General features: G+C 38.5%; 13 protein-coding genes. 8 read left to right on the forward strand and 5 right to left on the reverse strand.

Features of this window, described 5'->3' with window-relative positions:
• Positions 1 to 912 precede the first annotated feature (912 nt).
• Both L2764_RS11850 and L2764_RS11855 read left to right on the forward strand, forming a co-directional pair.
• The gene (locus L2764_RS11850) at positions 913 to 1752 is read left to right on the forward strand and encodes a putative porin (RefSeq protein WP_248940438.1); all 840 of its coding nucleotides are present in this window, start codon (positions 913 to 915) and stop codon (positions 1750 to 1752) included.
• Positions 1753 to 2079: 327 nt separating this feature from the next.
• Entirely contained in the window at positions 2080 to 2964 is an 885-nt protein-coding gene (locus tag L2764_RS11855; RefSeq protein WP_248940440.1) for a hypothetical protein, read from the forward strand.
• 61 nt (positions 2965 to 3025) lie between these two features.
• On the opposite strand, the gene L2764_RS11860 is transcribed toward L2764_RS11855, so the two are convergent.
• Positions 3026 to 3622, reverse strand: a complete 597-nt coding sequence (locus L2764_RS11860; protein ID WP_248940441.1) for a tRNA-uridine aminocarboxypropyltransferase — start codon at positions 3620 to 3622, stop codon at positions 3026 to 3028.
• Between the two features lie 203 nt (positions 3623 to 3825).
• Here L2764_RS11860 and L2764_RS11865 point away from each other — a divergent pair, with 203 nt between their 5' ends.
• On the forward strand, positions 3826 to 4773 hold the full coding sequence (locus tag L2764_RS11865) for a hypothetical protein (protein ID WP_248940442.1): 948 nt from the start codon (positions 3826 to 3828) through the stop codon (positions 4771 to 4773).
• A 57-nt stretch (positions 4774 to 4830) separates the two neighbouring features.
• On the opposite strand, the gene L2764_RS11870 is transcribed toward L2764_RS11865, so the two are convergent.
• Positions 4831 to 6036 (reverse strand): multidrug effflux MFS transporter, encoded by a 1206-nt coding sequence (locus L2764_RS11870; RefSeq protein ID WP_248940443.1) that lies wholly within the window; start codon positions 6034 to 6036, stop codon positions 4831 to 4833.
• A 109-nt stretch (positions 6037 to 6145) separates the two neighbouring features.
• Between L2764_RS11870 and L2764_RS11875 the strand changes: the two genes are divergently transcribed.
• Both L2764_RS11875 and L2764_RS11880 read left to right on the forward strand, forming a co-directional pair.
• Positions 6146 to 7126 (forward strand): LysR family transcriptional regulator, encoded by a 981-nt coding sequence (locus L2764_RS11875; RefSeq protein ID WP_248940445.1) that lies wholly within the window; start codon positions 6146 to 6148, stop codon positions 7124 to 7126.
• Positions 7127 to 7262: 136 nt separating this feature from the next.
• Entirely contained in the window at positions 7263 to 7625 is a 363-nt protein-coding gene (locus L2764_RS11880) for a hypothetical protein (RefSeq protein ID WP_248940447.1), read from the forward strand.
• 84 nt (positions 7626 to 7709) lie between these two features.
• On the opposite strand, the gene L2764_RS11885 is transcribed toward L2764_RS11880, so the two are convergent.
• On the reverse strand, positions 7710 to 8447 hold the full coding sequence (locus tag L2764_RS11885) for a hypothetical protein (protein ID WP_248940448.1): 738 nt from the start codon (positions 8445 to 8447) through the stop codon (positions 7710 to 7712).
• A 174-nt stretch (positions 8448 to 8621) separates the two neighbouring features.
• Here L2764_RS11885 and L2764_RS11890 point away from each other — a divergent pair, with 174 nt between their 5' ends.
• Positions 8622 to 9188, forward strand: coding sequence for a DUF2780 domain-containing protein (locus L2764_RS11890; RefSeq protein WP_248940449.1), 567 nt, complete (start codon positions 8622 to 8624; stop codon positions 9186 to 9188).
• 40 nt (positions 9189 to 9228) lie between these two features.
• Positions 9229 to 9678, forward strand: coding sequence for a tellurite resistance TerB family protein (locus L2764_RS11895; protein ID WP_248940450.1), 450 nt, complete (start codon positions 9229 to 9231; stop codon positions 9676 to 9678).
• A gap of 213 nt (positions 9679 to 9891) precedes the next feature.
• Here L2764_RS11895 and yjeH read toward each other — a convergent pair whose 3' ends face one another.
• A complete protein-coding gene (yjeH, locus tag L2764_RS11900) occupies positions 9892 to 11139 on the reverse strand; it encodes an L-methionine/branched-chain amino acid transporter (protein WP_248940451.1) in 1248 nt (415 codons plus the stop codon).
• A 152-nt stretch (positions 11140 to 11291) separates the two neighbouring features.
• On the opposite strand from yjeH, the gene L2764_RS11905 reads away from it, so the two are divergent.
• On the forward strand, positions 11292 to 11720 hold the full coding sequence (locus L2764_RS11905; protein WP_248940453.1) for an Lrp/AsnC family transcriptional regulator: 429 nt from the start codon (positions 11292 to 11294) through the stop codon (positions 11718 to 11720).
• Between the two features lie 54 nt (positions 11721 to 11774).
• Here L2764_RS11905 and rpoH read toward each other — a convergent pair whose 3' ends face one another.
• Positions 11775 to 12632, reverse strand: coding sequence for an RNA polymerase sigma factor RpoH (gene rpoH, locus L2764_RS11910; RefSeq protein WP_248940454.1), 858 nt, complete (start codon positions 12630 to 12632; stop codon positions 11775 to 11777).
• Positions 12633 to 12721 lie beyond the last annotated feature (89 nt).

A 12721-nucleotide genomic window follows, 5' to 3' on the forward strand; every position in this document is an offset into this window, starting at 1 on the left:
GTGCTATCTGTTTGATACTGAATCCATGATAGCTATTGATAATCGCATGAGCACGTATCCGGCAACGATGTTTTGGATGATTTTTGAATGCTTCTTCCAATGTGATGAGTTAGTGTTCAGACAAGACTCTAATTTGTTTCATTTATAAAAAGTAATAATTCATATGCTGATGATATTTATACAAAAGTAAAGGTATATACACAAGTTAAATGATGCTCTAAACACTGAAATCATCTCACTGCTCTAATAGTAAACAAATTTATGGTAATTTAATACTCAGGTACTTAGAACATTATTCTTTTGTACCGTAAACTGACTCGCCTCTTGTTTCATCCCCTCCTCAGCACATAAATTAGTCGTTCCAACAATGATCGATCCAATAACTTAAATAATTCCCCATGAATAAAGTCTCTGCAGACCTTTTATCATAACCACTCTTATTAATTTTTAAAAACAATTTAAAGTTAGATTGATTTTTCTGAAACACAAACGCATCGACTGATTTTTAAATAAATTAAGACTAAAGTAAAGGTAATATTATTTTTTAATGTTACTTACCTGATAAACCTTAATTATGTTAAATAACGGATAACTACTATATTTAAAACAATGTGAAAAAATAAACGTTTACACTAATTAAATAATTTATTATCTAATTATTCCTATAAGCCAACCTCTATACTTCTAAAATAAACAATCAACGAATGACATCAAGAGTAATATTATTTTATTATTTCATTGTTTTTTATTTTTAACACCTGTATATTTGTCGGCGCTAGGAGCAACCAGTGTTCATTAATATACATTAAGACACTAATAATAACTTATGGATGAGTTTAACTTTAGTTTATTAAACCTCACCGCTCTCATTTTTGTTCCTAGCCTTAATTTAATTACAGGGACAATGAATAAATGAACAAATCGACAATCGCAGCCGCTATTTTATTTGGTTTAAGCAGTGCATCCGCATTGGCGGCTAATGATAATAACTACCAACATGAAGCTCAGTTAGATTACAAAACATCAAGTGAAGAGTTTTCAGATGGTAACTGGGATCTCAATTACCGTTATTACACCTCCCCAGTAGATCAAAAGACCGTACCTTATGCACTCAGTGGCTTTTTAGCACAAACCTCAAATGTGGGTGCTCATTATGGTTTTGACAATAGTAACAATAATGACATCAATCGCTATGGTATTGATGGTGAGTATGTCTTTGACTCGAAGTGGTTTATTGGTGCAATCATTGATCGTACTGACTATGATGTTGCAGATACCGATAGTTATGGCATTCAAGGTGGTTATTATTTCAATGATACTTCAGCCGTTTATGCTACTTACAGCCGCACTAACCATAATTTTGACTCTCGTTATTTCCCTAATTATGTCTCTGATACTGATACCGACAATTTTGCGTTTGGCGTTAAAGGTTACTTACCTTTCAAAACAACAGAAGGCATACTGTTAGCAGCAGAATACAATAATTATCATTTTTCATATTCAGACTACAACGTAAGCTCAACACTTAATACTTTCGACATGAAGGCTGATTGGTATATCACGCGTGCATGGTCATTTGGTGGCATTTATCAAATTACCGATGAAAGTGGCAGCGATGATAACTATGCGCTAAACACTGCTTACTTCTTACGTATTACTGATTCAATCTCAGCACGTATTTTAGTCGCTAAGCAATTTGAACCTGATTCAGATGGTGTATTTGGTACATTAAGCCTAAACGGTCGCTTCTAATTCATTATTAAATAAAATGACCATGATTTTTACCCCAGATATAAATCATGGTCTCTTTACATATGAATGCTCATTATCTGTATTGCGCATTCATTGTTTATTTCATAGGCTAAGATGTAAAGTCAATATCATTAAAGCATGCTGACTTCTCTTGCATATTTCTCGGCATTTAGCTTATAGTGTCGGCGCTAGGAGCCAAGGGTTAACACATTCATTAACCTCTTAATATAGACTTATGGATAAGGTAGTCACTCACTTCTCAATCCCCCATTTTATGTCTAACCATTTTTGTCTCCTAGCCTTATTTTAATTACAGGGACAAAATTAATGAAAAAAACCACCATTGCTACCCTTATTTTGCTTAATTTAGCCTGTCATTCTGCCATAGCCGCACAAGACAAAGCCTATTTTCATGAATCTCAGGTTGACTATCTCACGTCGAGTGAAGAGTTTTCAGATGGACAATGGGGTCTTCAATATCGTTATTATGCAACGGCAGTTAATCAAGAAACAGTGCCTTATGCACTCAGTGGCTATTTAGCCCAAACCTCGAATATTGGTGGGCAATATGTCGGCATAGGAGATGATGACACAAGGTATTATATCGATGGAACCTATGTTTTCGATTCGAAATGGTTTATTGGCTTAGGATTTAAAAAAACAGACATTAATGATTCTAACAATCTCAAGCTGATTGACTCCTATAAGACTACTACTCCTGATTCAAAAACTTATCAAGTAACTGGAGGCTACTACTTAAATAAAGCCAGTGCAGCTTATCTATCATACAACTACAGCGATGGCACCGATGATAGTCATCGCACGTATACTGAAGACGTTACGGGGCATTATTATGGTTTAGGGTTAAAAACCTTAGTCCCTATGACCGTTACTGAAGGCATTTATATCGATGCAAGTTATCAGTATGCCGATACTGAAACAAAATATAGCGGTATCGGTTTTGGCGGAAAAACCGAGCAAACCAGCAATAATTTTAACTTAACAGCCGATTGGTATTTTACCCGCTCTTGGTCCTTCGGTGGCTACTACCATACCGATGATGCCAGTAATGACAACGATGATTATGGTATTGGCACTGCTTATTTTTTACGTCTTAATGATGTGCTATCAGCACGCATTAATGTCGTCAAACAATTTGAACCCGACTTAGATGGGGTTTATGGTAACCTGAGTGTGAATGCAAGATTCTAATTCAATTTAGATCATTCCATGGTGAACATATGTTCATCATGGAATACATCATTGTTCACGCTCACTTATCGTATCGTTTTCTCGCTTTTTCTGGCATAAATTGAAGCTGCTTATCCACCATCGCATTAAGCGCTTGATGCAAAGGGTTAATATTATTTTGTTTATCAATGGCTTGCAAACTTAATGCCACGGCTTCAAGCGTGGATAAACTATCTTCACGAGGTGCTTTACGAATGTTATATTGGGAGGGAGCATCAAGGTTTAGATGTAAAGCAGGAAAATCATTTAACCAAGGGTTTAGCGACATCATTTTAAAGACTTTACGCCACGTGCCATCTAAAAAGAGCAATATGGCATCCTTGTCAGGTTTAATATCATCCATGCACGCACTTTCTTTTGCAGGATAGATAACATAAATCGCTTTTTGAGTGTGAGTTAAAAAAGAAATTAATGAAGCAAAATCGTCAGGTGTTTCACCCACGACAATCTTCACTTGTGGAATAACAAGTGAAAGCAATTTCACGGTATTTTTAGCATGTTTGACTTCGTTTGGATCTTGTAACACAATCACTTCGTTCGTGATATTAATCACATTGATACTCTCACAAAGACAAGCAATCATTGGGTATTGACACTTCAAACAAATCTGACGCGACACAGGATAATTCTCTCCATAAAATGATAGCCACAGAGCATTTAAAATCTCAATGTTGATATTGGCGTGTTTTAAACTTCTAGTCTATATTCACAATGCTGGGAGCGTAGGCATAGGTTAACTAACTCAATGCCAAAATAAATTTATGGATTAAGTCGTACCCTTAATAATACTCGTCTCCTAGTCTCATCAAAAGGGAGATGATTATGAAACGTACAACTGCAATTGCTATTTTACTTAGTTTAACAAGCTCTGCCGTCATCGCAGCAGATGATAACAATTATAAACACGACATACAGGCCTATTACTCTTCCTCTAGTGAAGATTTTTCTTATGGGCGTTATGGACTTAGTCAACGCAGCTATTTTGGCGGTGATGGCGTTGACCAAAGTTCAGTTCCCTACACTTTAAGTGGGGAGCTGTCTCAAAAAACCAATTTCGGTACTCATTATGCGGGATTTAATGGTAATGGCAAAGATTATCATGTCGATCTTGAGTATGTATTCGATTCTAAAATTTTTATTGCCGCAAAATATTATAAAACTGAACTAAAAGACTATGAGGTTAATGGTTATTTTAGTTTAGGGGACTATGATGATTTTTACGGTATGGATATTGATAGAAATTTTACCGTACAAGATTATAAATCTGATGGATATATTGGCGCCATTGGATATTATTTTAATCCTACATCATCACTATATTTAGATTATCGTCGGGGTAATTTAAAGAATTATCGCACTATTCTTACCACCGACGATTTGGAATTAAAAACCACAACCGATAATTTTGGTATTGGGGTAAACAGCTTTGTTGAGTTTGTCAGTACAACCGGGCTGTATATGGTCGCTAAATATACTTACACTTCCTACGATGAAGAACACACTGGTTATGATATAACCTACAACGACTCAATTAATAATCTCGACTTAGCATTAGATTGGTATCTCACTCAGTCATTCTCAATCGGAGGGAAATACCATACTGATGACAACGATTATGATGATGATGACAGTGACAATGACTATAGTGTTACTGCCGCCTATTTCTGGCGAATGACAGATATTTTCTCTACCCGATTTGAAGTCACAAAACAGCTAGAACCTCGCTTAGACGGCGTTTATGGTCGCTTTAGCGTTGATGCTCGATTCTAAAACTATCTAATGCCAATCACATCGCCAGACACATGTCTGGCGATGTGATTGGCATTTTCACACGCTCAATATCTTTTGCTCATGCCAATGAGAAAATCTTCTTATCTTCATAATAATTAATGTGATACTTGATAAAACCAACATAACTAAACCAACGGCATAAGGTGCATTGAGATCCGTTTGTTGAACTAAACCTGCAAGCAAAGATGCCCCACTCATCTGAATAAAACCTAATATAGCCGTGGCAGTACCTGCCCGCTCACTGAACGCCGATAGCGCCATACTAGTTGCAGGTCCTAATAACAATGCAAAGCCAACACATAATAACAAGATCGGTAACATAAAGCTCAACGCAGCTTCAAATCCAGTATCAGGCCCCCACTGTTGCATCACCAGTTGTAATCCACCGGCAAAGAACAAACACAGTAATGCGAGGATCACAGTCCCTCGATTACCGAGTTGTTTCATCACAAGAGGAGCAGCAAAGCATGCCATAATATTGATCACAGCATTTAACGCAAATAATCCGCTAAAGGTCAGCTCAGACATCCCTAAATGCTCAATAATCCAAACGGGAGCATAAGAGACATAACTTAAAATTGATGTCATACCCACCATACAAACAAAAGCGTAAAACAGAAAATGCGGCTCCATTATCACAGGTTTATAGCGTGACCAACGATATAAACCTCCTTCTGTTACAGTATGTGCAGGTCTCGTTTCAGGCAGACGATATCCCACATAAATAAGAACTAATACTGCGTATAGCATCATAAACACAAACGTTGAACGCCAACCAAACTGCAATGCCAAGACACCACCAAGGGTGGGTGCTAATGCGGGGATGACGCAGATCATGCCATTTAAATAACTGTAATAATGCGCCCCTTCTTGAGAAGTAAAACAATCCCGCACGGCACTAAAAACGACAATGGAAGTCGCACATGCCGCTAAACCTTGCAATACTCTTGCAATGAGCAGCCAATGGAAGTCCATGGCCGTTGCTGCTAGCAAACTACTCATGCCGTACAATAAAATACCCGCCAAAGCAATCGGTCGTCTTCCATAACGGTCCGCTAATGGACCAATGAATAACTGACCAGTACCCATAGCAAAAAGAAACAATATCAACGTCGATTGAATGTCACTTGCCGACACCCCAAATTCCGTTGCCATATTAGGCATTGAGGGTAAATATATATCGATAGCGAGTGGGCTTAATACCACCATAGACATTAATATCGGTAATAAATTACGACGCATACTGAAATGAACTCTCTTTTGTTAATAGATAGAACACATATTTTAACCAATACATGTTATGAATAGAAATGATATAATTTACCAACCATATTTCCTATGAGGAATATCTATGAATTTAGATAATTTAGCTCGTATTGATCTAAATTTACTCGTGATCTTACAAATATTAATTGAAGAGCAAAGTGTTACACGAGCAGCTAATCGTCTTCACCTAAGTCAATCATCTTTGAGTAAGAGTTTAAATCGTTTACGAGAAGCCTTAGGCGATCCTCTTTTTATTCGGACGGCACATGGCTTAAAGCCCACTGCTCACACTCTGTATTTAACAGACAAACTCCCGCCGCTACTACAGCAAATTTATCAGCTCACACAGCCCCCGCAATTTACTCCAGATAATAGTGAACGACATTTTTCTTTTGCTATGGTGGAGAGTGCTTACGACACTTTAATTCCTTATTTTATTGGACCATTACTTAATAAAGCACCAAAACTAAAACTAGACTCTTATATCTGGACAGAGAAATCCATGCAAGCCATTCAGCAAGGACAAATTGATTTTGGTATTTCTGGTAGGGATTTACATCCAAAGTCCAACTTACGGATCCAGCAACTCCCTGAAGGTATCGCACATCAAACCTTATTTACCGATCATCAAATATGTCTTGCAAGACAAGATCACCCGATTCTAGACACCGTTAAATTGGGCCAATGGGATCTAGAGTGCTATTTAAATATGCAACATGTTCAAGTGCGCTGCGAAGGTAATAATTGGTGGATGCTAGATTATCATCTCGCCGACTTAGGATTACGTCGAAAACTGAGCACGACAGTCTCTGACTTTTATGGTGCGGCAAGCGTTTGTGCTCACAGTGATTTAATTTTCACACTTCCAAGTAGTTTTGCTTGTCATGCAAAAAAACTCTATCCATTAGTCGAGCTTCCCCTACCGGTATCATTTCCTTCCATGGCTTATGTTTTACTTTGGCACACCAGCAACTCAGAAGAACCCGGCCACTTATGGGTAAAAGAAACCATATGCAGAAGTGTTTCTCAAATTTTTAAACTTAATGAAAGTGCCAACTTAAGCTAACTGAATCTAAGCTTGACAACACTAGCTTATCACATGACTTGATAGGCTCTGAAACTAGCCTTTTTAGGCTGTTTAGGTATATCATGAGAATATTAAGCGAATTTAACGTGATCCTAGACGCTACTGGGTGCAATATATGAACTTGACATTGGTGTCGGCATCTCGAAAAAGCGCCTATAACCAATCATCAACTTATTTTGGAGTCATTATGATTTACAGCCAATTTAAACAAGCCCAATTGCAAAATCGATTATCGGGTGCTCGTGGCTGGGTTTCCTTTGCAATAGGTATTTTATTTCTTGCACTAATATTAGTTGCGCTGCCTTTTATTTTACTCATTGGGGCAGTGAGCTTCATTACCTTAGGTTTATTTGGCCGCGTTTTTTTAAAACGTCAATTGGCCCGCTTTCGCCAGCAGCAAGAGCAAGACATCAACACATCGCCCTCAGAAGCTTCTTCTCTAGGACGTACCTTCGAACATAACCCGAATGAAAAATAGATCATTTGGATTGTTCTAAAACAAACTTATTCTAATAGCTTGGCACCACCCACCTGAGTCCTCTCAAGTGGGTGCTATCTAATACTATTCGTCTTTTTTACTGATATTTTGACTTTCATCAGTCTGCTCACGTGACACCATATATAAACGAAACAAAGCCACATTAATAAATAAACCAATAAAAGCCACGATAACATCCATTAGATATTGCACGGGTAATCCCAGGCTTTCTGTCAGCTTCGCTAACCCACCACCTAATATTAATAGGGGAATATAAAGACTCACGATCATCATCGTTTTGTATACTATCGGGCCACTAAAAGCAAAACTACGCTTTATCGCTTCCATTGGGGTTAACCTTTCAACCACCACCATGAAATTGACAAAAGCCAAACGGGAAAAAAGATAAAAACTGGCGGCTAAACCTACGACACCCAATATGGGAGCAATCGCCACCAATATAAAGAAAGGCCCCAAAATAGCTAAACCTGAAAACACGCCAGCTAATAATAATCCTGGCACAAAATTCAAACTGGTTTTGAGTACTAAGCCATTACTTGGATTATGCCCTAAGGAACGTAACTCTAAAAATAACGTCAGCGCTGCAATTAACAAAGAAAAAAGCAGCAACAAGACCATCATCACAATCATATGGCTGGCATTAAATTGAGGATCCTTCACATCAGCACTAGTGATCTCTAAACTTAACCACATCTGCAATCCAACTTGAATTAACAAAATCGGGATCGTTAATGTCGCTAATTGACTAATATTATTTCTAAAAAAATTCAAAGCTTGATTTAAAATTGCAGACAATGACATGTGTCTTTCCAATAAATAATGTAGATAGTACGAATTAGTGCTAAGGATACCCAAGTTTTAACCTGAATGCACAATACAAAGATTAAAATTATTCCACCCTTCTTGTAAAAAAAATCACTATATAGTACAAAAAAGCTAAAATTATTGATATCAAATGATAAAGGATAGCCACTAATGACACTCTCAGCCTGCTTACGCTTATTATTACTGCTACTCATGTTCACTCCCAACGCTCATGCTTCTCAAATCGATAATTTAACAGAAACCATGAATAAAATGAGCAATATGACTAATAGCGTGACTCCAATGGTAACCAAAGGTCAAAGAGATTTAGTCACAATGACAATGGATCAACTCGGGATCAGTCAAACTCAAGCCAAAGGTGGATTGGGGAGCCTACTCTCTATGGCTAAATCGAGTCTTGGGGATAATCGTTTTAGTCCCATAGCCAATTCTATTCCCAATATTAATACCTTACTGCAAGCCACTCCTCAATTGGATACCTCCTCTCCTCTGTCCGCTCTAAGTAACCAAATGGGTAATCTAAGTCCTTCCGCTAAAGGTGGCCTTATGGTATATAATGCTTTTGATAAATTAGGCTTGTCCAAAGGCTTGGTTGATCCTATGATGGACATTATTGAAGATTATTTAAACACCGATGGCACTCAAGGGGCATCCGACTTACTCATGAAGGCATTAACACCTTTAAGCGTCACCCAAGATCCTCTCGACCTGAAATAAACTAAAAGTAGGCTGATTGTCATCAATACTGAGTATTACTATGATAGAGAAATTAAAGCAGTTCTTGAATTTTCATGCTCAAGAGCTTCCTCCAGAAGAAAAAGCAAAACATCTTAACGTAGCCGCTGCTTGTCTTTTATTAGAAGTCATTTATGCCGATGAGTCTTTTTCAGCAGAAGAGGCTAACTTACTACCAGAATTACTTTCTAAAGCACTCAAGTTAAATAGCAATGAAGTTGAACAACTCATTAGTGACGCAAAACGTAAACAGAAAAAAAGTACATCTCTGTATGAATTCACCTCGGAAATAAATGAGCAATGTTCTATTGAACAAAAACAGCAGCTTATTCTCGCTATGTGGCGCTTAGCTTATGCTGATGGTCATTTGTGCCAATACGAAGACCATCTCATTCGACGAATGGCTGAATTATTATATTTAAAGCACAGCGAACTCATACAAATGCGAAATCTTGCACTGAAAACACTCTAAGAGTGTTGACACTTTAAAAAATGAAAAAGAAGCCACATCTTGTAACTTCTTTTATTTAGGACAGTTAACCTTCAGTATAAAAAATCAACAACCCCACGCCAAGGCTTTTCGCTTAAACTCAAATTCGCTACGCGAAGAGGGCTACCTAAGTGATTCAAAAGTCAAAACACTCTTTATACGCCGCAAGCAGCGAGGAATTAAACCCTAATAGGATTAAACCAGAGCCGCTTGTCGCCTTTTTTGATATTGTTTATGCCACTCTAAACCGCCAAACAAAATAATCACCAACCATAATGCATAAATCATGTTAGCCGCCAATGCGATACCTAATACCAAACATAGACAACTGCTCATCATCACTAATGGCAGGTAACGTCGACTTAATAAACGCCCAGCAGCGAGCATAGAAGCGAAATAAATGACCACAAAAACCCCATTTGTCCATGAAATCAAATCTTCTAATGCTTGCCCCGTCATATACGTTAATACAACGACTAACGCCATGACAACTAATACCGTGTTCGACGCTCTCACAGGCAACTCATTCTCACTAAGTTTAGAAAAATACCTTGGTAGCACCCCCTCACAACTAAAGCTCCAAATAAGGCGAGAGACACTCGCAGTGTAAACATTCACAGTCGCTAAACCACTCGCAATCCCTAATACAGCGATGATTTGTGCTCCATAGCCACCCAATAACTGATTAAATATTCCCACCATGGCTACACCACCATCCGTTGGCACCAGTAATAATAACAAAGTGCATCCTAAATACACCACACCGACAAGCAAGGTTCCTATCATCATTGCTGGGATCATATCTTTTTTCGGATCGCGAAAATCATTAGCAAGATGTGTCATGGCCTCAACACCGAGAAAACTCCAAAATGCAATACCTGCAGCAATGGCGATGGTGTTTGCATTAGGTTCAATATGCATAGTGAATGCCTTTATATCCTCTACATTCGTCCCTATAGCACCAAAAAGTCCAACAACAACAGCCACCACACCTAATGTCAGCATGAACTGGATTTTGGCCGATACCTGGATCCCCTTTTGATTCAGTAAAAACAGCATACTGAGCAATAAAAGTTCCACTCCCACCTGGGACCAACCGGATAATGACACTAACTCGTTTACAAATTGAAACGTCATTAAAATAGCTGCTGGAGCCCCTAAAGGCACTACAAGGACAAATAACAACCCGATTGTACGGCCAGCACTTTGCCCAAAGGCTTTTTCAACAAAATATGCGGGCCCTGCTGCATGAGGAAGCACACTGGCTAATCGCCCGAAAACCAAAGTGACGGGAATAATCGCTAGCGTTAATAATAACCATGCAATCAAAGCCCCACTACCCGCCACCTCTATTGTGAGTTGCGGTAAAATAAAAACCCCCGTTCCAAGCAAAGTGGTGGCCATTAACCCTGCACCTTGCCAACGTCCAATCTTTCCAGTCATTGGTTATTTCACACTATTTATCAAGTTTATTATTCACCTATTATAAACTTTACCGAGACTGAAATCTGATTCAGCGCGCTGTCATACTCACTCCATTTCCGTTAAAATGTCGGAATACTCTCCAATCAAGCTCATTTTGACCGAATATCATCATGGATAAATTTGATTCAGCTATTTTAAATCTCTTAAAGATCGATGCCAGACAAAGTATCTCTCATATTTCGGAACAAGTAAGTTTGTCACGCTCTGCAGTATCGGAGCGGATCAAAAAAATGGAACAGACGGGCATTATTAGGGGCTATCAAGTCTTATTAAGTGAATCTCAAAAAGTCGGGGTTTCTGCTTATTTCGAAATTCAACATCATTGCCCACGTTGTGCCGATGTGGTCCATGTTTTTCAATCTATTCCTGAAGTCGTTACCTGCCGTGGGATCACTGGCGATATGGATCTGTTAGTGTATGTGCAAGCCAAGTCAATGCAGCGATTACACGAGATCAGAGAGTATATTGATGCTCAAACCGATATTATCAAAATAAAAACTCATGTGGTGATGAGCGAATGGATAGACAATCAAGGCTAGAAACTAAAAAACCTGCCGCGGCAGGTTTTTTTAAGTCATAGGTAAGCATAAAGTTTATGCTTCCATTCGACCTTTTAACTTATTCATGGCATTTTTTTCAAGTTGCCTGATACGCTCAGCCGATACTTGATAGGTCGCCGCAAGCTCTTGTAATGTTGTTTTCTCGTCATTTAACCAACGAGCTTGAAGAATATGTTGGCTACGCTCATCTAAGGTTTTAATCGCCAAGAGTAAACGTGAATGATTCTGAGAGTCCCAGTTATCATTTTCGACTTGTGAGGCAAGATCAGACGAATGATCTTCTAAATAATGCATTGGGGCAAAGTCATGCTCATCATCATGATCACTGGATAAATCAAAAGCAGGATCTTGTGCTGCCATACGTGACTCCATTTCAGTCACATCAGCTTTCGAAACACCTAAATTCTCAGCAACCATCGTCACTTCAGCGTCACTGAACCAACCTAGACGTTTTTTCGATTTACGTAAATTAAAAAATAACTTACGTTGTGCTTTCGTCGTTGCCACTTTCACAATACGCCAATTTTTAAGGACGTATTCATGAATTTCTGCTTTTATCCAATGCACTGCAAAAGACACTAAACGAACACCAACATCGGGATCAAAACGCTTAACGGCCTTCATCAAACCAATGTTACCCTCTTGGATCAAATCTGCTTGTGGTAAACCATAACCCGAATAGCCTTTCGCGACATGTACGACAAATCTCAAGTGAGACATAATTAACTGCTTTGCCGCTTGCAAGTCACCCGTTTCTTGAAGTCGCTTCGCCAGCTCATATTCTTGCTCAGGCTTAAGCATGCTAATGCTTTGTGCTGAGTGAACATAAGACTCTAAGCTACCACTACTCTGAGGAACCATTAGTGCCATTGTTTGCGTTTGATCAGTCATTTATGCTCCTACTTTACTAAAACTCTATCAATACACTGCTTCATTTGGAAAAATAGCAGGTTGAAGAACTATCGGCTATCTGACAGAAT

It is taken from the genome of Shewanella surugensis (assembly GCF_023284005.1).
Lineage (GTDB): Bacteria > Pseudomonadota > Gammaproteobacteria > Enterobacterales > Shewanellaceae > Shewanella > Shewanella surugensis.

Excerpts from the sequence above, each read along its gene's own strand:
- L2764_RS11850 (WP_248940438.1), top strand. The coding sequence starts at position 913 with ATGAACAAATCGACAATCGCAGCCGCTATTTTATTTGGTTTAAGCAGT.
- L2764_RS11855 (WP_248940440.1), top strand. The coding sequence starts at position 2,080 with ATGAAAAAAACCACCATTGCTACCCTTATTTTGCTTAATTTAGCCTGT.
- L2764_RS11865 (WP_248940442.1), top strand. The coding sequence starts at position 3,826 with ATGAAACGTACAACTGCAATTGCTATTTTACTTAGTTTAACAAGCTCT.
- L2764_RS11870 (WP_248940443.1), bottom strand. The coding sequence starts at position 6,036 with ATGCGTCGTAATTTATTACCGATATTAATGTCTATGGTGGTATTAAGC.
- L2764_RS11875 (WP_248940445.1), top strand. The coding sequence starts at position 6,146 with ATGAATTTAGATAATTTAGCTCGTATTGATCTAAATTTACTCGTGATC.
- L2764_RS11880 (WP_248940447.1), top strand. The coding sequence starts at position 7,263 with ATGAACTTGACATTGGTGTCGGCATCTCGAAAAAGCGCCTATAACCAA.
- L2764_RS11885 (WP_248940448.1), bottom strand. The coding sequence starts at position 8,447 with ATGTCATTGTCTGCAATTTTAAATCAAGCTTTGAATTTTTTTAGAAAT.
- L2764_RS11890 (WP_248940449.1), top strand. The coding sequence starts at position 8,622 with ATGACACTCTCAGCCTGCTTACGCTTATTATTACTGCTACTCATGTTC.
- L2764_RS11895 (WP_248940450.1), top strand. The coding sequence starts at position 9,229 with ATGATAGAGAAATTAAAGCAGTTCTTGAATTTTCATGCTCAAGAGCTT.
- yjeH (WP_248940451.1), bottom strand. The coding sequence starts at position 11,139 with ATGACTGGAAAGATTGGACGTTGGCAAGGTGCAGGGTTAATGGCCACC.
- L2764_RS11905 (WP_248940453.1), top strand. The coding sequence starts at position 11,292 with ATGGATAAATTTGATTCAGCTATTTTAAATCTCTTAAAGATCGATGCC.
- rpoH (WP_248940454.1), bottom strand. The coding sequence starts at position 12,632 with ATGACTGATCAAACGCAAACAATGGCACTAATGGTTCCTCAGAGTAGT.